A 22,299-nucleotide genomic window follows, 5' to 3' on the forward strand; every position below is an offset into this window, starting at 1 on the left:
CGTGCGATCAATCTTCTCTTGCGCGCCGCAGGATCACATAGACTGCGCCCGCGCCGCCGTGGCTGATATGCGCCGGGCGCAGCGCGACGATTTGATCGGCGTGGGGCGAGACGGCGAGCCAGTCGGGGAGCGAGGCGCGGATTGCACCGCGCGGGCGCGGCAGTCCGTGCATCCGGGGCATGCGGTCGGCGCCGGGGCGCAGGCGCCCGGCGACGACGAGCAGCACGCGCGCGCCGCGGAGCAGCGCGCGATGGATGGCGTCGTCGAGCCGTGCCTGTGCCGAGGCGAGCGTGTGACCGTGCAGGTCGATGCTCATGTCGGGGCGGACGAGCCCCTTGCGCAGGCGCCGATCCCAATGGCCGTCGAGCGTTGCCGCGCTGAGCGAGCGGCGTGGCGGCACAAGAGAGGCAGAGTTGCGCGTCGGGACGGCAGCGCGCGGAGCGGCGCTGGGCAGCGGGGGCTTGGGCGGCGCGACGGTCGGCGGCGCGGCCGGAGCAAGCGGGGATGGCGCTTTCGGCAGCGGCGTCACTGTCGCCGCGACCTTTTTCCACAGCGCGCTTTCTTCGGGAGCGAGGCGCCGCGGCATCGCCTGGTCAGCCTTCGGGAAGCAGGCGCGCGATGCTGGCGCGGGGCAGCAGCAAGAGCGCGCTCCCGCGCGCCTGCATGCCGCCGGCGATCGCGCGCGCTTCTTCGCCCGCGCCCCAGAAGCTGTCAAAGCGGTTGGCGCCCTTGATCGCGCCGCCGGTGTCCTGTGCCACCCACAATCCGTTCGGTTCGGCGCGGTCGAGCGAGAGGAAAACAGGGGCGCCGAGCGGCACATATTTGGGGTCGGCGGCAACGCTGACCCGGCCGGTTACGGGCACGCCGAGCGCGCCGAGCGGGCCGGGACCCGTGAGTTCGCGGAAAAAGACCCAGCTGGGATTTTCGTTCATCACCGCGGCGCCGCGCACCGGATCCGCGCGCAGATGATCCAGGATGCCCTGCATCGACGCCTGCCCGCGCTGCAGTTCGCCGCGATCGAGCAGCAGCTTGCCGATGCCCACATAGGAGCGGCCGTTCTGACCATCATATCCGATACGCATCACGCTGCCGTCGGGAAGGCGGAGGCGGCCCGAACCCTGCACCTGGAGGAAAAAGAACTCGGCGGCGTCGGCGGCCCACGCCAGTTCGAGTCCACGCCCTTCGAGCGCACCCGATTCGATCGCAATGCGATCGTAATAGGGCACAAAGCTTGATCCATCGACGCGGCCGCGGATCCTGCGGCCTTTGAGGTCGTCGGCGAACTGGCCGAGATCGACTTCGACGAGATCGGCGGGGCGGCGATAGATGGGCACGTCATAGCCCGGCTGCCGGATGCGCGAGGCCGCGATTTCGGGCTCGTAATAGCCGGTGACGAAGGCGGCGCCGGTGCCGACCTGCACCGTACCGAAATAGCGCGCGAAGAAGGCGGCGGCGTCGCTGTCGGCCCAACTGGCCGCCGCGGCGCAGCTTTCGGTCCAGTCGGCACTCCGGGTCAGGCCGCTGGCGTCGGCGCGGCGCTGGACCGACGGGCAGCTGATGCGAAAGGCCGCAAGCGCCGCCGCCGCCTGTTCGGCGGTTACGCCCAGCATGGAAAAGTCGGGGCCGCGCGTCACCCCGCTGGCTGCCGCAGTGGTCGCGTCGGCGGGAACGGCGGCGGCGGCAAGCGGCGCGCGCGGGGTGGCCGGGATCGGCTGGACCGCGACGCCGACTCGTTCGGACGGGCGCGGGATATAGGGGCGCGGTTGGCCCAGCGGCCGCGACGGCGCGGGCATTGATACCGCCGGGCGGGCGGGGTCGGCCGTGACAGGGATGACCGACGCGCAGCCCGACAGGAGCGGGGCGGCAGCGAACAGCGCGAGCCCACAGAAGCGCGCCCGCGACGCTGCCGCAATCCGGATCATGGGGTCAGGCCGATTCGGCTTCGTCGAGCAGCCAGTTGGGATCGTTGCTGCCGATCTGGCGGCGGAAGGTCCAGAGGTCGTCGGTTTGCGCCGCGTCGCTCATCGACCCGGCGATCAGCTTGCCGTCGGCGTCGCGCGTGACGGCGCTGATGTCGGCGCAATAGCGCACCGTGATGCGGGCTTCGCCGCGGCGCAACTCAACCGCCGTGATCTTTGCCGAATCGATGCCGATCAGGCGGTTTTCCAGCGTCTCGCCTCGGCCCTCGCGCGCGTCGATCGCTTCCACAAAGGCATTGTAGCTGTCGTCGTCGCAAAGATCGCGGAGCGTTTCGCGATCGCCTTTCCAAAAGGCCTCGAGAATCATGCGATAGGCCGCCTTTGCGCCTTCCATGAAGCGGCCGGCGTCAAAACTGCGATCATTGGCAAGCAGTTGGCGCAGGCCCGCTTCCGCGGCAGGTTCATAGACAAGGCCCGCCATATTGGTGGTCGGAGCCCCGAGCGCCGGTGCGTCGCCGTCGTCCAGGCGGATCGGCGTTGGGGTGGCGCGATCGTCGCGTCGCGGCAGCACAGGTTCCTGTTCATGGCCCGTCCGCTTGCCGAGCACCGAGTAGAGCCGCATTCCAAGAAATGCGGCGATCATGGCGAGCAGGACAATCGAAAAAGCAGTCACGGGCAAAGGTCCAATGCGAGCAATGGCAACATGTCGCCTAATACATAGGCGATACGTTGTCCTGTTTCAAATGGCCATGGTCGCTGGCGTCCGGCGCGTCAATGATTTCGGCCCCAGCGGGCGCCCCTGTGGCGCACCATTGTGCTCTTGAACCGTCGCTGCTAAGCGCCGGCGCAACCGTTCGCCGCGGTCCCGATACGGCTCGCGGCATTGGCAGTCCCTATTTTTCATTGAAAGCATTCCCATCATGGCCGACGAGACGAGCCCCGACATCAACAATCCGGCGTTGCAACCCAATGGTGAAGACACCAGTCCGGCGATTGGCCTGATTTCGCAATATGTAAAGGATCTGTCGTTCGAAAATCCGAATGCGCCCGCGGTTTACCAATGGCAGGGCGCGCCGCAGGTCGATGTCCAGTTCAACATTGCTGCCGACGGCGTGGGCGAAAATCTGTATGAAGTCACGCTGAAGATCGACGTCACCTCGAAGACCGATAATGGCACGAGCTTTGTGATCGAACTGAAATATGCGGGCCTGTTCGGGGTTCGCAATGTGCCCGACGATCAGCTTCAGCCCTTTTTCCTTGCCGAAGCGCCGCGCATCCTGTTCCCCTTTGCGCGCCGCGTCGTCGCCGACGCCGTGCAGGATGGCGGTTTTCCCCCCCTGCTGCTTGATCCGATCGATTTCCATGGCCTTTTCATGCAACAGGTCCAGGCGGCGCAAGGCGAGCGGGTCGGCGAAGGCGCACCGGTGGGGCAGGCCTGAACCCGGCATCGGGAGCGGACCAACGCATTGAGCAGCCTTGTCAAAAGCGTCGGGACGATTGGCGGGCTGACGCTGGTCAGCCGCGTTTTCGGCTTTGCGCGCGATATGCTGCTGAGCCGTATCCTGGGTGCGGGCGGGATCGCCGACGCCTGGCAGCTGGCCTTTCAGCTTCCCAATATCTTTCGCCGCCTGTTCGCAGAGGGCGCCTTTGCCGCCGCCTTTGTCCCGCTGTTCAACCAGCGGATGACAAAGGATGGCGAGGCAAGCGAGGCGCGGGCCTTTGCCGAGGCGGTGTTGGCGGTGCTGATCCCGATCCTGATCGTTTTTTCCGCCCTGCTGCTGATCGTCATGCCGTGGGTGATGGGGCTGTTCGCGAGCGACGCGCTGGAAGCCGACGGTGAGCGGTTCGACCTGGCGGTGACGATGGCGCGCATCGCCTTTCCCTATCTGGCCTTCATGAGCGTCGCGACGCTGTTTGCGGCGATCCTCAACAGCCTGTCGCGCTTTGCAGCGGCCGCGGCGGCGCCGATCCTGCTCAACATCTGCCTGATCGCGGCGCTGCTGATCGGACTGTTTACCGGCGACGCAAGCGAGGATGCCAAGGCGGCGACGGGCCTGTATCTGGCGATCGCCGTGTCGCTGTCCGGCCTGTTCCAGCTTGCGTGGCTTTATTACTGGGTGCGGAAATCGGGGTTCCGTCCGGCGCTTCGGCGCCCGCGGCTGACCGCCGGGGTGCGCGAGATGGGGGTGCTGATCCTGCCTGCGGTGTTCGGCGCGGGGGTTTATCAGATCAGCCGTTTCGTCGATCTGTTCTTCATCGCGACGCTGCCTGACAAGAGCATCACCTATCTGGCGATGGCCGACCGGCTCAACCAGCTGCCGCTCGGCATCATCGGCATCGCGCTCGGCACCGCGATCCTCCCGGCGCTGTCGCGCTTTGTCGCGCAGGAAGACCGCGACGGCGCCTTTCGCCTGCAAAGCAATGCGGTCGAGCTGTCGATGCTGCTGACCATGCCCGCGGCGGTGGCGCTGTTCGTCGCCGGACCGGCGATCACCAGCGCCTTTTATGTCGGTGGCGCGTATAGCGCCGCCGATGGGCTGGCGACGGGGGCCGTCGTCGGGGGGCTGGTCGTCGGACTGCCCGCCTATGTGCTGGTCAAGGTGCTGGTCCCCAATTTCTTTGCACGCAAGGACACGCGCACGCCGGTCTGGACCGCGGCGGCATCGCTGATCATCAACATCGGGCTCAACCTGCTGTTGATCCCCCCTCTCGGCATCGTCGGGCTGGCGCTCGCGGGGTCGATCGCCGCCTGGTGCAATGTCGCGATGCTCTATGCGATCCTGCATCGGAACGGGTTGTTTCACCTGACGGGGCAGGTGTTCGGCCGGATCGCGCGCATCGCGCTCGCCGCGGCGGCGATGGCGGCGGCGCTGCATTTCGCCGTTCCGCTGGCGGGCGACGCCTTCACCGGCGGCGTGTTCGAACGGATCGCCGCGCTCGGCGCGATCGTTGCGGTGGGGGCGGTGACATTCTTTGGTTGCGCCTTGCTTTTCGGCGTGGTCAACCGCGACACCGTCGGCCAGCTGCGCCGACGGCAACTGTAAACACAGACGGGATTATCGACATGCGGACGCTATCGGGCATCCAGCCCACCGGAAACTTGCATCTGGGCAATTATCTGGGCGCGATCCGCAACTGGGTGCGGATGCAGGACGAAATGGAGGGCGAGAAGCTCTATTTCCTTGCCGACCTGCACGCGATCACCGTGCATAACGACCCCGCCGAACTGACCGCGAACACGCGCGAGATGGCTGCGGCGCTGATGGCGGCGGGGATCGATCCCGAAAAGGCGATATTGTTCAACCAGGCGCGCGTGCCCGCGCATGCCGAGCTGGCCTGGCTGCTGTTCTGCACCGCACGCATCGGCTGGCTCAACCGCATGACGCAGTTCAAGGAAAAATCGGGCAAGAACCGCGAGGGCGCGAGCGTCGGCCTTTACGCCTATCCGGTGCTCCAGGCGGCTGACGTGCTGCTTTACCAGACGACGCATGTGCCCGTCGGCGACGACCAGAAACAGCATCTGGAGCTGGCGCGCGATATCGCGACCAAGTTCAACCTCGACACGGGCACCGACACCTTCACCTTGCCCGAACCGACCATCCCGGCGGCGGCGGCGCGGATCATGAGCCTGCGCGACGGGTCCGCCAAGATGTCGAAGTCGGACCCAAGCGACATGAGCCGGATCAACCTGATCGACGACCCCGATACGATCATCGCGAAGATTCGCAAGGCAAAGACCGACTCCGAGCCGCTGCCGTCGGAGGCGGCGGGGCTTGAAGGGCGTGCGGAGGCGAAGAATCTCGTGTCCATCTATGCCGCGATGGCGGACGAGAGCGTCGATCAGGTGCTGGCGCGTTTTGCCGGGCAGGGGTTCGGGGCGTTCAAGCCCGCGCTCGGTGAACTGCTGGTCGAAACATTGCGCCCGATCGCCGCGCGGCTGACCGAACTCAAGGCCGATCCGGCGGCGATCGACGCGGCGCTGGAAGCGGGCGCAGCGCGGGCGTCGGCGCTGGCGAAGCCGACGCTCGATGCGGCCTATGCGGCGCTGGGGCTTTGCCGCTAAGCGGCTGGAAGAGCTTGCGGATCGGCGATTCTGTCCCATATCCCTGGGCAAGGATGGCGCGACGAGCCGGGTTCAACCAAGGTTAAGTCGCATCGGCATAGTCTATGCTATGAAAGCCAAATTGACGGCGCACCGAATCATGGAGCCAGATCGATGAGCAAGATGAACTTCCGGCGGTTGGGTCTTGCCGCCATGGCGGGCGCGGCGCTCGCGCTGGCGGGATGCGCGACGCCGTTCAAGGCCGATGTTGCGCGCTTCCAGTCGCAACTCCCCGCACCGCAGGGGCAGAGCTTCGTCGTCGAAGCCAGCAACCCCGCGCTGCAAGGCGGCATCGAGTTCGGTCAATACGCCAATATGGTGGCGGGCGAGTTGACGCGCTATGGCTATCGCCCGGCGGCGAATGGCGAAAAGGCCGACCTGATCGTGCGCATGGACTATGGCGTCGACAAGGGTCGCGAGCGCGTGGTGTCGAGCCCCGGTTTCGCCGATCCCTGGTATGGCGGCTATTACGGCCGCGGTTTTTATCGCCCGGTGATCGTCCGCGGTCCGGGCGGACGCCGCTATGTCTATGGCTATCGCGATCCCTTTCTGTGGGGCGGATTCGGCCCCGGCTGGGGATATAGCGACATCAGCAGCTATACCGTCTATACGAGCGGCCTGACGTTGCAGATCAATCGCGCGTCCGACGGCACGCGGCTGTTCGAGGGGCGCGCCGAGGCACAGTCGCGGGACAATGATTTGCAGGCGCTCGTCCCCAACCTGGTCGAGGCGATGTTCACCGGTTTTCCGGGCAATTCGGGCGAACGGGTGCGCATCACGGTGGCGCCGCCCGAAAAGGGCTGATCGCCAACCATCCGTCAAAAGCCCGCCTTTCAAGCGAAAGGCGGGCTTTTTGACATGTGGGCGCTTCGCTGGAAAGCTGGATCATCAATCGTTAAGCGGCAGAAACTATCGTCGCGAAAAGCGGAAGATGCCAGCATTGAAACCGACCTATCCCTTGCCCGTTCATCACAGCTGGCCGCTTTATGAGCGCGACCGTTTTTTCCAGCTGGGGCAATTGCATGGGGCGGATATGCTCGATCCGATCCCCGATGTCGTCGATATTGCCGCGCGGCTGGGGACGTCGTGCGTTCGCGTTGGTGAATGGGACTGCGACCTTATCGACAACAACCGGCTGCGCTGGTCCGACGAAGTTCACGACATTTTCGGAATCCCGCGCGGCGCAGCCGTCCGGCGCGAAGATGCGGTGGCGCTTTACGCCGAAGGGTCGCGCGCGGCGATGGAGAAGCTGCGCGCCTATGCGATCCGCCACCGGCGCGGCTTCACGATCGACGTCGAAATCTGTCCTGCCCAGGCGCCGCGCCGCTGGATGCGATTGATAGCGGCCCCGCTGTGCGAGGAGGATCGCGTCGTGAGGCTGCAAGGGCTGAAGTTCCTTGTGCCGGAGGGCGGTTGACCGCGAATTTTGAACGAAACGCACGGCCGGGCCTGAGAAACCACCGTTCTGGCACTATTGCCGACGCGCTTCGTTGACGCGCTCACGCCTTTTACGCAGTCGAAATCGCGACAGACGTTGCGGGCGCCGACGAGCCGGCTGCGACTGCTCTTTCTCCATTCGCGAAGGCTTTTGCCCCACCTATGAAGTTTTTTGACCGCTTTGCGTCGGCCGCGCACAATATGGCCATCGACCTGGGGACCGTGAATACCGTGGTTTATGTGCGGGACCGGGGCATTGTGCTGAACGAGCCGTCGGTGGTCGCGCTCGAGACGCGCGACGGCGTTCGTCGGGTGAAGGTCGTCGGCGACGAAGCCAAGCTGATGATGGGCAAGACCCCCGGCAATATTGAAGCGATCCGTCCTTTGCGCGACGGGGTGATCGCCGACATCGACGTCGCCGAACAGATGCTGAAGCATTTCATGGACAAGGCGCAGGGCGGCGCGAGCCGCTTTGCGCAGCGCGTTCATGTCGTCATCTGCGTGCCGAGCGGGTCGACGATGGTCGAACGCCGCGCAATCCGCGACGCCGCAAGCAATGCGGGCGCGGCGTCGGTGCGGCTGATCGAGGAATCACTGGCCGCCGCGATCGGCGCGGGGTTGCAGGTCGCCGAACCGAGGGGCGCGATGGTCGTCGACATCGGCGGCGGCACGACCGAGGTTGCGGTGCTGTCGCTGAGCGGCATCGCCTATAGCAATTCGGCGCGCGTCGGCGGCGACAAGATGGACGAGATGATTTCGTCGTTCATCCGCCGCAAGCATAATCTGATGATCGGCGAAACGACCGCCGAGCGCGTCAAGCTGACCATCGGCTGCGCGACGCCGCCCGACGGGGACGGCATGGTCCTTGGGGTGAAGGGGCGCGACCTGGTGACCGGCCGACCCGCCGAGGTGCAGGTGACCGAAGCCGAAATCGCCGAGGCGCTGGCCGAACCCGTCGGGCAGATCGTGAGCGCGGTGCGCGCCGCGCTGGAACAGACGCCGCCCGAATTGTCGGCCGACATCATCGACGAAGGGATCACGCTGACCGGCGGCGGCGCGCTGCTGCGCCGGATGGACGCGGCGATCGCGCGCGCGACCGGGCTGCCGGTGGCGGTCGCCGACGACGCGCTGATCTGCGTCGCGATGGGCGCCGGGCGGGCGTTCGAGGATCGCACCTATCACGGGGTGCTGATCGCGGCTTGAGGTTGTGCGGGGCGGGAACCGGGTGGATTGAGACGCCCCCCTTCGAGGGAGGGATTTGACCCAATCCCAATCGGAAAGATTCTAAGCCTGGCCCGTGAAGCACCTCGACTTTGCTGATGCGAACGCATTGAAGCGACGGCGATGACCCGTTAGCGTCGTTCGCGGGCGTGGCGTTCGCGCGTCAGGCGCGGGCGGCGATCGCCGCGAGGTGGCGCGCCTTTTCCGCATCGCTCAGGAAGGAGCCGGTGAAGCTGTTGCGCGCAAGCGTAACGAGATCGTCCCGCGAGAGGTCGAGCGCGTCGGCGACGGCCTGGTAATTGGCGTTCACATAGCCGCCGAAATAGCTGGGGTCGTCGCTGTTGACCGTGGCCTTGAGGCCCGCATCGAGCATGATTTTCAGCGGGTGGTCCGCCATGTCGTCCACGACGCACAGCTTGAGGTTCGAGAGCGGACAGACGGTGAGCGTCATGCCCGATGCCGCGAGGCGCGCGACGAGGGCGGGGTCTTCGAGGCTGCGGTTGCCATGGTCGATGCGGTCGACTTTCAACAGGTCGAGCGCTTCGCGGACATATTCGGGCGGTCCTTCCTCGCCCGCATGGGCGACAAGCTTCAACCCCAGATCGCGGGCGCGCGCGAACACGCGCTCGAACCCGGCGGGCGGGTGGCCGAGTTCGGACGAGTCGAGGCCGACGCCCGCGATACGATCGAGAAAAGGCAGCGCTTCGTCGAGCGTCGCTTCGGCCTCGGCCTCGCTGAGATGGCGGAGGAAGCAGAGGATGAGCTTGGAGGTCATCCCGTACCGCGCCTTCGCGTCGTCGAGCGCGCGGGTGATGCCGGTGATGACGGTTTCAAATGCGACGCCGCGCGCCGTATGGCCCTGCGGATCGAAGAATATCTCGACGTGGCGGACAGTGTCGGCGTTCGCGCGAGTGCAATAGGCGGCGGTGAGGTCGTAAAAATCCTGCTCGGTCTGGAGGACCCCCATGCCCTGATAATAGATGTCGAGGAAGTCCTGGAGGTTCGAGAAGGCGTAAGCCGCGCGTACTTCCCCGACATTGGCGAAGGGGATGGCGACGCCGTTGCGCCGCGCGAGTTCGAACATCAGCTCGGGTTCGAGCGAGCCTTCGATATGGAGGTGCAGTTCGGCCTTGGGCAGACCGGCGATGAAGGCGGCGCGCTCTTCGCGCGAGGTGAAGCCGTCAGCCATTCGGCGCGTCCGCTTTGCCGAGGATGATCGCCGCCTCGGGTTTGTGGCGGCGGATCTCGTCGACCGTCAGCCCGTCGATCTCGTGCGGGAAGATCAGCCACTGGTCGGTTTCGTGGACGAAGAAATCGGGCCGGAGGTCGGTGACATTGCGGCGCGGCTTGAACCAGACGGTCGCGATGCGGATGTCGCGCGGCATATTGTGACGGCAGCGCGCCTTCAGTTCCGCGAGAAAGGCGCGGATGCTGCGGCCCGAATCGAAGACGTCGTCGATGATGAGCAGGCGGTCGTCGGGGTTCAGCGTGTCGATGAGATAGCCGAGCGCAAAGACGCGCACGCGCGTGTCCTGATCGTCGATGCCGCGATAGGAAGAGGTGCGGATCGCGATATGGTCGCAGGCGTGCCCGTGATAGTCGAGCAGTTCCTGCACCGCGATCCCCACCGGCGCGCCGCCGCGCCAGATGCCGACGAGATGCGTCGGTTTGAACCCGCTTTCGATCACCTGTCGGCCCAGCCGAAGCGAATCGGCGAGCAGTTCATTGGCGCTGATGAAGATCTTGTCGTCGCTCATCGCACCGGGATTAATCCGATGCCGCGGGGCGCGTCCAGCCTTTCCGATATTTGTCGAACCAGGCGAGGATCGCGGCGGCCTTCGCGGCCGATTGCGACGGGCGCGCGGCGATGCCGCCGTGGCTGGCGCCGGGCACCTTGACGAGCGCGGTGGGCACGCCGCGGAGGCGAAGCGCGGTGTAATATTGTTCGGATTCGCTGACCGGGGTTCGGTAATCCTCGCCGCCGACGATAACGAGCGTCGGGGTTTCGACGTTGCCGACAAGCGACAGCGGCGAGCGCGACCAATAGAGTTCGGGATTTTCCCAAGGCTGGGCGCCGAGCCAATAGGGCCCGAAGAAGGCGGGGCCGTCGGCGGTCAGCGCCTGCGTTTGCCAGTTGATGACGGGTTTCTGCGTCGCCGCGGCCTTGAAACGGCTGGTTTTCCCGACAATCCAGCTGGTGAGAACGCCGCCGCCCGACCCGCCGGTGACGAACAGGGCGTCGGGATCGGCGATGCCGAGCGCGATCGCATGATCGACGATCGAGATAAGGTCGAAATAATCATTGCCCGGATAGGCCTTGTCGATCTGCTGCGCGAAGGCTTCGCCATAGCTGGTCGAACCGCGCGGGTTCGGCGACAGCACCGCATAGCCCGCGGCCGCATAGAGCTGGTTGTCGGTCGAAAAATGCGGGCCATAGGCGGTGAAGGGTCCGCCATGGATTTCGAGGATCAGCGGCACGCGCTGCCCCTCGACATAGCCCGGCGGCAAGGTCAGCCAGCCCTCGATCGGCAGCCCGTCGAGGCTTGACGCCGCGGTGATCTTGCGCACCTGCCCCAGCGATTTGACCTCGCGCAGCGTGCGATTGAGATCGGTGAGGATGCGGGCGTCGCCGCCGCGCGCGAGCTGCACCTCGGCAGGGCGCGTGGCGGTGCCGCCGGTGAAGGCGATGGCGCCATTGTCCGCGACGGAAAAGCTGCCGCCGGTATAGGGCCGGTCCATCCCGCCGCCCGACAGCCCCTTTGCCACGTCGCGCACCGAGCCGTCGAGCGTGACGCGCGCGACCTTTGTTTCGCCACGATCGTCATACTGGACATAGAGGCTGCGGCTGTCGGCGGCCCACTGCACGGCATCGACGCTGTAGTCCCAGTTGGCGGCGATGCGGCGGCGGCCCGAACCGTCGCGGTTCATGACATAAAGCTCGGTCTGTTCATAGGCGCGCTTTGCGTCGTCGAAGCCGAGCCAGGCGATGAGTCGGCCATCGGGCGACACCAGGGGATTGGCGTCGGGGCCGTCGCGGTCGGTGAGCGTCGCGATCGCGCCACTGGCCACATCAAGCGCGTGGATTTCACTTTCGAGCGGATCGGTTTCCCAGTCCGGCTGGCGGTTGGCGCTGAAATAGAGGGTGCGGCCATCGCGCGACCAGCTCAACGGCCCGCCGTCGTGATACGGGCCGAAGGTCAGCTGGCGCGGCGCGCCGCCGGTCGCGGGGATGAGGAAGATTTTCTCGAACCCCGGCTCGACATAGCCCTGCCCGTCGGCGCGGTAGGTGAGGAGCGTGCGGACGTCGAGCGGTTCGGCCCATTTGGCGCCCTCGGGCTTGTTCGCGGGTGCGCTGCCGAGCTTGGCGCCTTCATCCTTCACCAGCATCGTATAGGCGATCGAACGGCCGTCGGGCGCCCAGGTCAGGCTGGACGGGCTGGTCGGCAAGCCGGTGAGCCGAACCGCTTCGCCGCCGTCCATCCAGCGCACCCAGAGCTGCGCGCTGCCACCCGCGGCCGAGACATAGGCGAGGCGCGATCCGTCGGGCGACCAGCGCGGCGAAAAGGCCGGGCCGTCCTGTCCCGCAAGCGGGATTTCACGTCCCGTCGCCGTGTCGATCAGCCAGATCGAGCTGACCGCGCGGTCGGTCATGATGTCGTTGGCGCGGCGGACATAGGCGATGTGGCGGCCGTCGGGGCTGATCTGCGGATCGGCGGCGATCGCGAGGTCGAACAGGTCGGCGCCGGTGAAGCGGCGTTCGGGGCCGGTGCGCGCGCTGCCCATCGCAGCGGCGGGCGTCGGGGCGGGGGAGGGCGAGCCGGCGGCGGGGGTTTCGGATGCGGGCGGCGCGGGCGCCAATTCCTGCTGGGCCCATAGCGGCTGGGCCGTGAGGGCAAGAATGGTGGTCCCGAACAAAGCCAGTTTGCGCATGAGGTGGTTCCCCGATTTTTCCGAAGTGCAGGGTCTGGACATTCGGGAGCGGGCGGTCAACTACCCGATGGTTCAAGGCTTTGAAGGTTCTTGGGTGGGGCGGCGGAATCAATTGCCCCTTCCCTGATGGAAAGGGGCCTGCCGGGAGCGGATCGGGTTATGGACATGGATTTTTCGCGGCTTCAGGCGTCGAGCAAGATCGGCGAGGACTGGGTCTATCCGCAGCCGCCGTGCCTTAATTTCGGGTGGCTGGAGGTCGATCGCGATCCCGCGCACCGCCTTTACTGGGAGGAATATGGCAATCCCGCGGGCGAGCCGGTGATGGTTCTGCACGGCGGCCCCGGCGGCGCGTGCGCGCCGGTGATGGCGCGATTTTTCGATCCTCGGCGATACCGCGTCATCCTGTTCGACCAGCGCGGGTGCGGCAAGAGCGAACCCAATGTCGCCTCGGCCGGCCCGGCGGTCGCACTGGCGAAGAACAGCACCGCCGACTTGATCGGCGACATTGAAAAATTGCGCGATCATCTGGCGATTACGGGGCCGATGCACGTTTTTGGCGGCAGCTGGGGCAGCACGCTCGCCATGGCCTATGCGATCGAGCATCCCGCGCATTGCGCCAGCCTGATCCTGCGCGGCATCTTCCTGGGGGCGGCGGAGGATCTGCGCTATCTTTATCAGGGCAATGCCGCGACGTGGGAGGACGACCCGTTCGGGATGACCGCGCCCGGCGCCTATATCAAATATCCCGAGGAGTGGGCGGCGCTGCTGTCGGTGCTGACGCCCGACGAGCGGCGCGACGTGATGCGATCGTACAAGGCGATTTTCGACATGGTCCCCGCGACCGCCGCCGAGAAGGAACGGCAGCTGAACGCCGCGCTTACCTGGTCGCTGTGGGAAGGGGTGATTTCCAACATGATCCCCGAAAGCGCCGACACGGGCAAGTTCGGCGAGGCCGATTTCGCACTATGCTTTGCACAGATCGAGGCGCATTATTTCGCGAACGACCTGTTCCTGCCCGCGGGGCATTTTTTCGACCATATCGACGTGCTGGCGTCGATCCCCATCCATATCGTTCACGGCCGTTTCGACGAAGTCTGCCCGCTGACGCAGGCATCGCGGCTGGTCGCGGCGCTCTGCGCAGCGGGGGCGGCGCCGGTGTCCTATGTAGTCACCAACGCGGGGCATAGCGCGATGGAGCGCGAGAATGCGCTGGCGCTGACGGCGGTGATGGATGGGCTGGCAGCCATATGATAACCATATAGGTTATTTTTGTTGACATCGCGACGCTGATGTGGCACAAGTGTGGCGTTTATGTACTTTGCAAACCCAGGCCGACATGATAGATAATGCTCATCAACGGAGCGTTTCACCATGTCGGTTCTATCGTCCCCCTATTTCCACGACGAAGCTAAGGCTTTCGAGCATTTGGAAAGCATTGTCTGGGCTGGCGGCGTAGTCTGCCCGCACTGTGGAACGGTGGGCGGTCGCGTTTATGATCTGTCGAATGTGCGCGGCAAGCCGACATTGAAAAGCCCCGATGGCGCTGTTCGTCATGGCCTGAAAAAATGTGGCGAGTGCCGCAAGCAGTTCACGGTCAAGGTCGGCACTGTATTCGAACATGCCCGCATGCCGCTGCACAAAATGCTACAAGCCGTTCACCTGATTGCGTCCAGCAAGAAGGGTATCAGCGCCCACCAGCTTAGCCGCGTCTTAGAGGTCCAGTATAAGACCGCATGGTTTCTGGCGCACCGCATTCGTGAAGCTATGCGCTCTGGCGATCTGGCGCAGCCGTTCGGTTCGGGCGGCGGCGCGGTTGAGGTCGATGAAACCTATTTCGGCACCAAGGAAGGCCGTCGCGGCGCAAAAGCTGGCACGGCGCACAAGTTCGGTGTGCTGGCGCTGGTTGACCGCAAGACCGGCACCATGCGTTCGTTCACGTTCGACAAGTTCCGCGCGGACGAAGTGCATCCTATTGTGCTGGATAACATTGCCCGTGAAGCCCGTCTAATGACGGACGAAGCGCGCATGTATAGCAAGATTGGCAAGCAATTTGCCGAGCATGGCACCACGCTGCACGGCGCGCGCCAGTATGTCGATTACAAGGACCGCACCATTCACACGAACACCGTTGAGGGCGCTTTCTCGATCTTCAAGCGCGGCATGAAGGGCGTCTATCAGCATTGCGGTGAACAGCACCTGCACCGCTATCTGGCCGAGTTCGAGTTTCGCTATAACACTCGACAGGCCAACGGCATTGATGATCGTGGTCGGGCTGTTGCAGCCGTGCGCGGGATTGTCGGTAAGCGTCTTACGTACCGGCGGATTGACGACGAAGCCGTTGCGTAAGGCCGATAAAACGACTCAACCTCAACAGCTTAGCTTTAAGTTTATGGAATCGCAGGAAAAACCTTGATTCCATTGACCTTTCTGGATAATATAGTCTCCGGTGGTGGGTCAGATGTCGGGTCGTTGGTTTTATTCCAGCGGCAATCACTGACACGCTTGATAGGAAGATAGTTGGGCTCAATGGTCAGTCGTTGAACGCTTCTGGACACCACCACTGTGACGGGTAGCCGTAGTGCCGAAAAATTGCTGCTTGATCGGGGTCTAGTTTTGCCTTCCTCATGCTCGGCATTAGCTTCACCCCGAAGCCAGAAATCTGGCCGCGTTTTTTGTCCGGCTCTCGCGCCATTCGTGGCTTCAAGATTTTGGCGAATGTCGGATCGCAGGCGCCAGTATCGTGTTTGTCGCAGGCCTTGAAGAACGCGCTCGCCACGACGTCCGCAAGCTGCAAGCCTTCACGTTCTAGGTGCGGATAGATGTAGAGCAACGCAGGATCCATAACGTCCCACGCGATGCGCCCCCAAGGAAGGAATGGGTTGTGCTTTTTCAGCTTCATCCACTCGTAGTAGGCGTGCATTTGGGAGTAGCTGAGTCCGCCTCTGGCGCTGTATTCGATGCGAAGCTTTTTCGCCTCACCATAATTTGCAAGTGACTTATCGAGCACGAACTTGGACACGCGCTCTAGAAGAAGACGGGTCATCCAGCAGTAGAACCAATTGCGGGATGGTATCTTTCCGGCGAACGGGTTGGTGTAGCCTTCCATGTTCTTCTTGTTGGATGCGACGACGAAATATCGAGCGTCGAGGTCCGCCATCATCTCACAGGCGCGCTTGCGCTTTGCGGGGTTCAGTCCTGAGAAATGGATATCGCTGCGCTGATGGTTACGGAACTCGGCTTTTATCTGCTCCGTCCATTCCGCAACCTTGCTTTGATTGTCGGCACGGATGACGACAGCGGACAGTATAAGCCATTCACTTGATCCAGGGCGAGAGAGGGGCTTCACGGCCTTTAAGCCATCGTCGCCCGCTTCATCGATATATGCTACGTAGTGATATTCAGGAGGATTGTTCGACATGGCCGAGAAAACAGCACCGACAGAGCTTGGGAGTCAAAGTAAAAAGTTCATCGACGCTGCGCGGGAACTCGAAACCGACGACGATCCCAAACGCTTTGATGAGCGGCTGGGCAAGCTGGTGAAACACAAGCCCGTTGAGCCGCCCAAACAGCAAAAATAACCAAATCAGTAAAACCCGCTTTCCTACAGCGTCACGCTTGATGTAGCGATTCGGGCATCATGGAAAACCCCGCCCAGAGCGGAAGCGGCGGCTATGTCTGGATTTGTGGGTTTGTAAACTACATAAACGCCACAAGTGTCGCATCATCAAGAATTGCGAGTCGGGCCGGCGCCTTTCGGGGCGCGCGGCCCGATCGGCGTTTCAGGGAGGCGGCGATGGGACGGATCGGCGGAGCCGGGCAGGGCGACAAGGCCAAAGCGGGCGGCAAGGCGCGCCCCGACCGCGCGCAGATGGACATTTTCCTGGAGGCGCTGGCCGAATCGTCGAATGTGTCCGCGTCGGCGCGCAAGGCGGGGATCGGCGCCGATGCCATGTATCGCGAGCGGCGGCGCAACAGCGGCTTTGCCGCGCGCTGGCACGAGGCGCTGTGCGAGGGTTTTGCCCGGCTGGAGGCCGAGCTGCTGGCCGAGGCGCTGATCGCGCCGACGGGCAATGTAAAGGATGCGACCTTGAAGTCGCGGGCACAGAAATATCGGCTGGGCCTGTCGTTGCTGGCGGCGCATCGCGCGGCGGTGCGCGGCGCGAAGCTGCCTGGCGTCGGCGACGCCGCGGCGCAGGGGAACGCCAAGGCGCGGCTGACCGCAAAGCTCCATGCGATGCAGGCGCAGGCCGCGGCCGATCTGCTCACCGATCAGGGCGATGGCGGATGAAGCACGCAACCGACTGCGCCGCCGAAACGCGGGCAAAGCTCGACCGCTGGTTGAAGGCGCTGTCGGGCAGGACGTGCGAGCGGCTGCTCACCGACTGGTCGTGGTGGCGCCGTGCGGATCAATGCCCGCCGGAGGGCGACTGGCATGTGTGGCTGTTGCTGGCGGGGCGCGGGTTTGGCAAGACGCGCACCGGCGCCGAGTGGGTGCGCGCCTTTGCGGAGGCGACGCCGGGCGCGCGGATCGCGCTGGTCGCGGCATCGTTGCTCGAGGCGCGGCAGGTGATGGTCGAGGGCGAAAGCGGGTTACTGGCGATCGCGCCCGACGATCGGCGTCCCGATTATGAAAGCAGCCTGCGGCGGCTGACCTGGCCGAACGGCGCGGTGGCGACGCTTTATTCGGCGGCCGAGCCCGACAGTCTGCGCGGGCCTGAGCATGATGCCGCCTGGTGCGACGAAATCGCCAAATGGCCGCAGGGCGAGGCGGCGTGGGACAATCTGATGCTGACGATGCGGATCGGCGTGCGGCCGCGGGTGGTCGCGACGACAACCCCGCGCGGGGTGCCGCTGGTCCGGCGGCTGATCAAGGAAAAGGGGGTGGCCGTGACGCGCGGGCGCACGGAAAGCAACCGGCGCAACCTGTCGGCGCAATGGCTGGCGACGATGGACGCCATTTATGGCGGGACGCGGCTGGGACGGCAGGAACTGGACGGCGAGATGCTGGAGGATGTCGAAGGCGCATTGTGGACGCGCGCGCTGGTCGAGCGGTGCCGGGTCGCGGCGGACAGCATCGGCAAGCCGGTGCGGGTGGTGATCGGGGTCGATCCGCCCGCGACCGCCGGGGGCGATGCGTGCGGGATCATCGCCGCCGCCGAGCTGCGTGACGGGCGGCTGGCGGTGGTCGAGGACGCGAGTGTAGCACGGCCGGCGCCGCATGTGTGGGCGCAGGCGGTCGCCGCCGCGGCGGCGCGCTGGGGCGCCGAGCGCGTGGTCGCCGAAAGCAATATGGGCGGCGAGATGGTCGCGGCGGTGCTGCGCCAGGCCGACATGACGCTGCCCGTCGTTCCGGTGCGCGCAAGCGCGGGCAAGGTGCGGCGCGCCGAGCCGGTCGCGCTGGCCTATGAGCGGGGGCAGGTGGTTCATGCGGGGGTGTTCGCAAGCCTGGAGGACCAGCTCTGCGGGTTGCAGGTGGGCGGGGGCTATGCGGGACCAGGGCGCTCGCCCGACCGGGCAGATGCATGCGTGTGGGCGCTGGCGGAGTTGTTGGAAGGGATGCAGCGGGGGATGGTTGTGGGGGTTCGGCGGGTTTGAGATTATCCTGATGGGATAATTATTCACTTGACGTTAATACAGGATGTCTTATCTGGCGGCTATCAACTTCTTCCCCGTCGGACACGCCGCAAGGCCTCCGGCGGGGTTATTAATTTTGGCCTAGCGAAACTGTTATGTTCATGACATGTTCCGTTATATGGCAGACCAGCTACCCCTGATTCGCGCCGTTGCGTTTTTCGACGGACAAAATCTTTTCCACTCTGCGAAGCAGGCGTTTGGATACAGCTGGCCCAATTTTGATCCAACCCTATTGGCAGAACGAGTTTGCCAAGGCCATGGTTGGCAGTTGCAGCAAACACGCTTTTATACTGGCGTTCCGGATGCGGCAGACAAGCCGTTCTGGAATCATTTTTGGGTTGCAAAAGCTGCTCAAATGGCTCGCCAAGGCGTCCATGTTTATACTCGTTCCTTACGCTATCGGAACAAAAAAGTCAGACTGCCTGATGGTACAGAACACTCATTTCTAGACGGAGATGAGAAGGGGATAGATGTTCGTATCGCGCTAGATGTCATCAGGCTTGCCTTGAAACGAGAGTTTGACGTGGCGATCCTGTTTTGTCGCGATCAAGATCTTACCGAAGTGGCCGACGAAATTCGGCTGATAGCACAAGAACAAAATCGTTGGATCAAGGTAGCCTCGGCCTTTCCGGTAAGCCCGACATATCGCGTAAGAGGCATCGACAAGACAGATTGGATCAAGCTCGACCGACAGCTTTACGACCAATGTCTGGATAGCCGCGACTATCGTCCAAAGAAGCCTTCCTAAATAGGAGAATGTCATGAACTGGTTTGGCCGGAAGGCTGCGCAGGGGGCTGCGCGGCCCCAATTGTCGCGGGTGTATGGGAGCTGGTCGGCGCCTGCGCCGCTGTCGTGGGAAGCGCAGGTGCGCGAGGGGTATCTGGCGAATGCGATCGTGCAGCGATCGGTGCGGCTGGTCGCCGAGGCGGCGGCGAGTGCGCCGCTGGAGGCGAGCGATCCCGCGCTGCTGGCGCTCGTCGCGGGTCCGTCGGGCGGGCAGGGGCTGGTCGAGACGCTGGCGTTGCACCTGCTGCTCCACGGCAATGGATATGTGCAGATTTTGACCGACGGCGCGGGGGCGCCCGCCGAGCTGTTCGCGCTGCGCCCCGAACGGGTGACGGTCGAGGCCGACGCGCGCGGGTGGCCGGTTGCCTATCGTTACAAGGCGGGCGGGTCGGCGGCGGTGCTGCCCGCCGAGGATGGCGCGGGGCGCGTGGCGGTGGTGCATGTGAAGGCGCTGCACCCCCTGGACGATCATTATGGCGCGGGGTGCCTGGGCGCCGCGGCGGGCGCGATCGCGGCGCATAATGCCGCGGCGAGGTGGAATGCGGCGCTGCTGGAGAATGCGGCGCGGCCGTCGGGGGCGCTGGTGCATGATCCGGGCGACAAGGGGATGCCGTTGTCGGCCGAACAGGTCGAGCGGCTGCGCGAGGAATTGGCCGAGAGTTTTTCGGGGGCGCGAATGCGGGGCGGCCGTTGCTGCTGGAGGGTGGGCTGAAGTGGCAGCCGCTGTCGCTGTCGCCCGCCGAGATGGATTTCCTGGCGCTGAAGGAGTCGAGCGCGCGCGAGATTGCGATGAGTTTCGGGGTGCCGCCGATGCTGCTGGGGCTGCCGGGGGATGCGACCTATGCCAATTACCGCGAGGCCAATCGCGCGCTGTGGCGGCTGACGGTGCTGCCTTTGTGCGCGAAGATTCTGGGGGCGGTCGCGCACGGGCTGCGCGGCTGGTTCGACGGCGCCGCGCTGCGCGTCGACCTTAACAAGCTGCCCGCGCTGGCCGAGGACCGGATGGCGCTGTGGCGCGAGGTGTCGGGCGCCGACTGGCTGAGCGCGGACGAGAAGAAGGCGTTGCTGGGGGTGGCGTAGCCTTCGCAGGCACCGGCCCACCCCCAACCGGTTTCGCCTGGGCCGCAAGCGGCCAGGGCCGCGCAACCATCCCCCATCGCAGGGGGAGGGTTTTTGTGAGGACAGCGACATGGATGAAGACGAGGCGCTGGCGCGGTTGATCGCGCTGGCGGGAACGAGTGCGTCCGGGGCGCCCGATGCGGCCTTGCTGCGCGCGGTGGTCGAGGAGGCGAGCGAACTGGGCGCGCGGCGGGCGCTGGCGCGGCTGGGGCTGGCCGATGCAGCGGCGCGCGCCGACATGGCGGACCTGCGGCAACTGCTGGGCGCGTGGCGCGATGCGAAGCGGAGCGCGTGGAAAGCGACCGTCGACTGGGCGGTGCGCGGGATGCTGGCGCTGCTGATCGTCGGGCTGGCGGTGAAGCTGGGGTTGCCGGGGCTCTTGCGGTGAGGGGGGCGTTGCCGACTTTTTCTTTCGCTGCGGCTTCTGCGCCTCGGCGCGAACAATCCGCAGTCCGCTTTGCCGGCTATGCCGCGGTGTTCGATCGCGTCGATCGCGGCGGCGACGTTGTGCGCGCCGGGGCCTTTGCGGCGAGTTTGCGCGAAGGGCGGGCGGTGCCGTTGCTGTGGCAGCATCGGCCGGGGGCGGTTGTCGGCGTCGTCGAGGCTTTGGCGGAGGACCGGCGCGGGCTGCGCGTCGTGGCGCGCCTGACGCATCCGACCGCGGCGGCGCTGGTCGCGCGCGGGGCGCTGACCGGGCTGAGCTTTGGCTATCGGGTGCGCGCGGCGCGCGGCGCGCGGCCGCGCGAGCTGCTGGCGCTCGATCTGGCGGAAGTGAGTCTGGTTGCGGTGCCGATGCAGCCGCTGGCGCGGGTGATCGCGGTATCGCCTCCTTTCGCCGGGATGACCGGGAAAAAGGATTGCGATGGATTTCTTTGAAGGAGTGACGGGCATGGAAATGGATATGGAAGTGAAGGCCGATGCGCTGGACGGCGCATTCGATGCGGTGCTGGCGGCGGAGGCAGTCGACGATCTGAAGGCGTCGCTGGCGGCGCTGAAGGCACAGGTCGATGCCCAGGCGGTCGCGGCGGCACGGTTGCCGCTCGACGGGGCGAAGGCCGCCGATCCGGCGCGCGATGCCTTTGTCGAGCGCTATTTGCGGCGCGGCATCGATGCGGGGGTCGAGATGAAGAGCCTGTCGGGGGCAAGTGGAGCCGAGGGCGGCTATGCGGTGCCGCGCGAGATCGACACCAGCATCGCCGCGACGCTGAAGGCGCTGTCGCCGATCCGCAGCATCGCGACCGTCGTGCAGACGGGGACGAGCGGATACCGCAAGCTGGTCGCGACGGGCACGACGGGCGCGGGCTGGGTCGGTGAGAGTGACGCGCGACCCGGAACGGCGACGCGCAGCTTTGCCGAAATCGCACCCCCGTCGGGCGAGCTTTACGCCAATCCGGCGGCAAGCCAGGCGATGCTTGACGATGCGATGTTCAACGTCGAGGACTGGCTGGCCGACGAGATCGGCCGCGAGTTCGCGGTCGCCGAGGGGGCGGCGTTCGTGAACGGCAACGGCATCAACCGCCCCAAGGGCTTTTTGACCTATGCGACGAACGACGAGGGCGACGGTGCGCGCGCCTTTGGCACCTTGCAGCATCTGGCGACGGGCAGCGCGGGCGCCTTTCCGGCGTCCAACCCGCAGGACAAGCTCGTCGAGCTGGTCCATGCGCTGAAAGCGCCATATCGGCAGGGCGCGGTGTGGGTGATGAACAGCGACACACTGGCCCGCATTCGCAAGTTCAAGACGGCGGACGGCGCCTTTGTCTGGCAGCCGGGGATGGTCGAGGGACAGGCGGCGAGCCTGCTCGGCTATCCGGTCGTCGAGGCCGAGGACATGCCCGATATTGCGGCCGACAGCCTGTCGATCGCTTTCGGCAATTTCCGCGCGGGGTATCTGATCGCCGATCGCGGCGAGACGCGAATCCTGCGCGATCCGTTCAGCAACAAGCCTTTCGTGCATTTCTATGCAACCAAAAGGGTCGGCGGCGCGATCATCGATTCGCAGGCGATCAAGCTGATGAAATTCGCCGCCAGCTGACCCGATGGCAGCGCAGGCGCGCGAGGGCGCCCGGCCCGTCCAATCCTTTCGGGGCGGGCCGGGCGCCAAAGGCCGGTCGCCATTCGGCCCATGTTGGTGCCTTCCACCCGGTCTGAAC

22 protein-coding genes and 1 pseudogene are annotated in these 22,299 nt (G+C 65.2%); 16 read left to right on the forward strand and 7 right to left on the reverse strand.

The features are described from left to right. Positions 1-7: 7 nt before the first annotated feature. Genes HUW43_RS13445 through HUW43_RS13455 form a run of 3 tightly spaced genes read right to left on the reverse strand, consistent with a single transcriptional unit; the run spans position 8 to position 2,592 of the window. On the reverse strand, positions 8-586 hold the full coding sequence (locus tag HUW43_RS13445; protein ID WP_188237868.1) for a Smr/MutS family protein: 579 nt from the start codon (positions 584-586) through the stop codon (positions 8-10). A gap of 7 nt (positions 587-593) precedes the next feature. After that, entirely contained in the window at positions 594-1,922 is a 1,329-nt protein-coding gene (locus tag HUW43_RS13450; RefSeq protein ID WP_188237869.1) for a murein transglycosylase A, read from the reverse strand. 4 nt (positions 1,923-1,926) lie between these two features. Then, a complete protein-coding gene (locus tag HUW43_RS13455) occupies positions 1,927-2,592 on the reverse strand; it encodes a Tim44/TimA family putative adaptor protein (protein WP_188237870.1) in 666 nt (221 codons plus the stop codon). A 247-nt stretch (positions 2,593-2,839) separates the two neighbouring features. Here HUW43_RS13455 and secB point away from each other — a divergent pair, with 247 nt between their 5' ends. The 6 genes from secB to HUW43_RS13485 all read left to right on the forward strand — a co-directional run bounded on the left by secB (position 2,840) and on the right by HUW43_RS13485 (position 8,661). Continuing rightward, complete coding sequence (gene secB, locus HUW43_RS13460) at positions 2,840-3,358, forward strand: protein-export chaperone SecB (protein ID WP_188237871.1); 519 nt, start codon at positions 2,840-2,842, stop codon at positions 3,356-3,358. Between the two features lie 27 nt (positions 3,359-3,385). Continuing rightward, positions 3,386-4,963, forward strand: a complete 1,578-nt coding sequence (gene murJ / locus HUW43_RS13465; protein WP_188237872.1) for a murein biosynthesis integral membrane protein MurJ — start codon at positions 3,386-3,388, stop codon at positions 4,961-4,963. 20 nt (positions 4,964-4,983) lie between these two features. After that, on the forward strand, positions 4,984-5,982 hold the full coding sequence (trpS, locus tag HUW43_RS13470; RefSeq protein ID WP_188237873.1) for a tryptophan--tRNA ligase: 999 nt from the start codon (positions 4,984-4,986) through the stop codon (positions 5,980-5,982). Positions 5,983-6,135: 153 nt separating this feature from the next. Continuing rightward, a complete protein-coding gene (locus HUW43_RS13475; protein WP_188237874.1) occupies positions 6,136-6,825 on the forward strand; it encodes a DUF4136 domain-containing protein in 690 nt (229 codons plus the stop codon). A gap of 127 nt (positions 6,826-6,952) precedes the next feature. After that, on the forward strand, positions 6,953-7,438 hold the full coding sequence (locus HUW43_RS13480) for a hypothetical protein (RefSeq protein WP_317450868.1): 486 nt from the start codon (positions 6,953-6,955) through the stop codon (positions 7,436-7,438). Between the two features lie 182 nt (positions 7,439-7,620). Next, positions 7,621-8,661, forward strand: a complete 1,041-nt coding sequence (locus HUW43_RS13485; protein ID WP_188237875.1) for a rod shape-determining protein — start codon at positions 7,621-7,623, stop codon at positions 8,659-8,661. 181 nt (positions 8,662-8,842) lie between these two features. Here the strand turns inward: HUW43_RS13485 and HUW43_RS13490 are convergent, their stop codons facing one another. From HUW43_RS13490 to HUW43_RS13500, 3 genes are read right to left on the reverse strand one after another with little or no spacing between them, the layout of a single operon-like run. Next, positions 8,843-9,868, reverse strand: a complete 1,026-nt coding sequence (locus tag HUW43_RS13490) for an adenosine deaminase (RefSeq protein ID WP_188237876.1) — start codon at positions 9,866-9,868, stop codon at positions 8,843-8,845. After that, positions 9,861-10,436 (reverse strand): phosphoribosyltransferase, encoded by a 576-nt coding sequence (locus tag HUW43_RS13495; RefSeq protein WP_188237877.1) that lies wholly within the window; start codon positions 10,434-10,436, stop codon positions 9,861-9,863. Before HUW43_RS13495 ends, HUW43_RS13490 begins: the two co-directional genes overlap by 8 nt. A 10-nt stretch (positions 10,437-10,446) precedes the next feature. After that, positions 10,447-12,609, reverse strand: a complete 2,163-nt coding sequence (locus HUW43_RS13500; protein WP_188237878.1) for an alpha/beta hydrolase family protein — start codon at positions 12,607-12,609, stop codon at positions 10,447-10,449. 126 nt (positions 12,610-12,735) lie between these two features. On the opposite strand from HUW43_RS13500, the gene pip reads away from it, so the two are divergent. Next, positions 12,736-13,860, forward strand: a complete 1,125-nt coding sequence (gene pip / locus HUW43_RS13505) for a prolyl aminopeptidase (RefSeq protein ID WP_223181530.1) — start codon at positions 12,736-12,738, stop codon at positions 13,858-13,860. Between the two features lie 120 nt (positions 13,861-13,980). Further along, entirely contained in the window at positions 13,981-14,955 is a 975-nt protein-coding gene (locus tag HUW43_RS13510; protein ID WP_188237879.1) for an IS1595 family transposase, read from the forward strand. Positions 14,956-15,139: 184 nt separating this feature from the next. Here the strand turns inward: HUW43_RS13510 and HUW43_RS13515 are convergent, their stop codons facing one another. After that, positions 15,140-16,027, reverse strand: coding sequence for a DUF3800 domain-containing protein (locus tag HUW43_RS13515; RefSeq protein WP_188237880.1), 888 nt, complete (start codon positions 16,025-16,027; stop codon positions 15,140-15,142). Between HUW43_RS13515 and HUW43_RS13520 the strand changes: the two genes are divergently transcribed. The 8 genes and pseudogenes from HUW43_RS13520 (at position 16,026) to HUW43_RS13555 (ending at position 22,181) form a co-directional block, all read left to right on the forward strand. Then, positions 16,026-16,187, forward strand: a complete 162-nt coding sequence (locus tag HUW43_RS13520) for a hypothetical protein (protein ID WP_188237881.1) — start codon at positions 16,026-16,028, stop codon at positions 16,185-16,187. The genes HUW43_RS13515 and HUW43_RS13520 overlap by 2 nt on opposite strands. A 215-nt stretch (positions 16,188-16,402) precedes the next feature. Then, positions 16,403-16,897 (forward strand): hypothetical protein, encoded by a 495-nt coding sequence (locus HUW43_RS13525; RefSeq protein ID WP_188237882.1) that lies wholly within the window; start codon positions 16,403-16,405, stop codon positions 16,895-16,897. Beyond that, positions 16,894-18,204 carry a DNA-packaging protein gene (locus tag HUW43_RS13530; RefSeq protein ID WP_188237883.1) on the forward strand — a complete coding sequence of 437 codons (1,311 nt, stop codon included), beginning with the start codon at positions 16,894-16,896 and terminating at the stop codon, positions 18,202-18,204. Before HUW43_RS13525 ends, HUW43_RS13530 begins: the two co-directional genes overlap by 4 nt. A 145-nt stretch (positions 18,205-18,349) precedes the next feature. Continuing rightward, positions 18,350-18,991, forward strand: coding sequence for an NYN domain-containing protein (locus tag HUW43_RS13535; RefSeq protein ID WP_188237884.1), 642 nt, complete (start codon positions 18,350-18,352; stop codon positions 18,989-18,991). Between the two features lie 13 nt (positions 18,992-19,004). Then, positions 19,005-20,110 (forward strand): annotated as a pseudogene (locus HUW43_RS13540) (phage portal protein). 109 nt (positions 20,111-20,219) lie between these two features. Continuing rightward, entirely contained in the window at positions 20,220-20,537 is a 318-nt protein-coding gene (locus HUW43_RS13545; RefSeq protein ID WP_188237885.1) for a DUF6127 family protein, read from the forward strand. An 8-nt stretch (positions 20,538-20,545) separates the two neighbouring features. Beyond that, positions 20,546-21,025 (forward strand): HK97 family phage prohead protease, encoded by a 480-nt coding sequence (locus HUW43_RS13550; RefSeq protein ID WP_188237886.1) that lies wholly within the window; start codon positions 20,546-20,548, stop codon positions 21,023-21,025. A gap of 13 nt (positions 21,026-21,038) precedes the next feature. Further along, the gene (locus tag HUW43_RS13555) at positions 21,039-22,181 is read left to right on the forward strand and encodes a phage major capsid protein (RefSeq protein WP_188237967.1); all 1,143 of its coding nucleotides are present in this window, start codon (positions 21,039-21,041) and stop codon (positions 22,179-22,181) included. Positions 22,182-22,299: the final 118 nt, after the last annotated feature.

The organism is Sphingopyxis sp. LK2115, assembly GCF_014595975.1.
Classification (GTDB): domain Bacteria; phylum Pseudomonadota; class Alphaproteobacteria; order Sphingomonadales; family Sphingomonadaceae; genus Sphingopyxis.

Coding starts and splice junctions, on each gene's coding strand:
- HUW43_RS13445 (WP_188237868.1), bottom strand. CDS start 586: ATGCCGCGGCGCCTCGCTCCCGAAGAAAGCGCGCTGTGGAAAAAGGTC.
- HUW43_RS13450 (WP_188237869.1), bottom strand. CDS start 1,922: ATGATCCGGATTGCGGCAGCGTCGCGGGCGCGCTTCTGTGGGCTCGCG.
- secB (WP_188237871.1), top strand. CDS start 2,840: ATGGCCGACGAGACGAGCCCCGACATCAACAATCCGGCGTTGCAACCC.
- trpS (WP_188237873.1), top strand. CDS start 4,984: ATGCGGACGCTATCGGGCATCCAGCCCACCGGAAACTTGCATCTGGGC.
- HUW43_RS13475 (WP_188237874.1), top strand. CDS start 6,136: ATGAGCAAGATGAACTTCCGGCGGTTGGGTCTTGCCGCCATGGCGGGC.
- HUW43_RS13480 (WP_317450868.1), top strand. CDS start 6,953: ATGCCAGCATTGAAACCGACCTATCCCTTGCCCGTTCATCACAGCTGG.
- HUW43_RS13485 (WP_188237875.1), top strand. CDS start 7,621: ATGAAGTTTTTTGACCGCTTTGCGTCGGCCGCGCACAATATGGCCATC.
- HUW43_RS13490 (WP_188237876.1), bottom strand. CDS start 9,868: ATGGCTGACGGCTTCACCTCGCGCGAAGAGCGCGCCGCCTTCATCGCC.
- HUW43_RS13495 (WP_188237877.1), bottom strand. CDS start 10,436: ATGAGCGACGACAAGATCTTCATCAGCGCCAATGAACTGCTCGCCGAT.
- HUW43_RS13500 (WP_188237878.1), bottom strand. CDS start 12,609: ATGCGCAAACTGGCTTTGTTCGGGACCACCATTCTTGCCCTCACGGCC.
- pip (WP_223181530.1), top strand. CDS start 12,736: ATGGAAAGGGGCCTGCCGGGAGCGGATCGGGTTATGGACATGGATTTT.
- HUW43_RS13510 (WP_188237879.1), top strand. CDS start 13,981: ATGTCGGTTCTATCGTCCCCCTATTTCCACGACGAAGCTAAGGCTTTC.
- HUW43_RS13520 (WP_188237881.1), top strand. CDS start 16,026: ATGGCCGAGAAAACAGCACCGACAGAGCTTGGGAGTCAAAGTAAAAAG.
- HUW43_RS13515 (WP_188237880.1), bottom strand. CDS start 16,027: ATGTCGAACAATCCTCCTGAATATCACTACGTAGCATATATCGATGAA.
- HUW43_RS13525 (WP_188237882.1), top strand. CDS start 16,403: ATGGGACGGATCGGCGGAGCCGGGCAGGGCGACAAGGCCAAAGCGGGC.
- HUW43_RS13530 (WP_188237883.1), top strand. CDS start 16,894: ATGAAGCACGCAACCGACTGCGCCGCCGAAACGCGGGCAAAGCTCGAC.
- HUW43_RS13535 (WP_188237884.1), top strand. CDS start 18,350: ATGTTCCGTTATATGGCAGACCAGCTACCCCTGATTCGCGCCGTTGCG.
- HUW43_RS13545 (WP_188237885.1), top strand. CDS start 20,220: ATGGATGAAGACGAGGCGCTGGCGCGGTTGATCGCGCTGGCGGGAACG.
- HUW43_RS13555 (WP_188237967.1), top strand. CDS start 21,039: ATGGAAATGGATATGGAAGTGAAGGCCGATGCGCTGGACGGCGCATTC.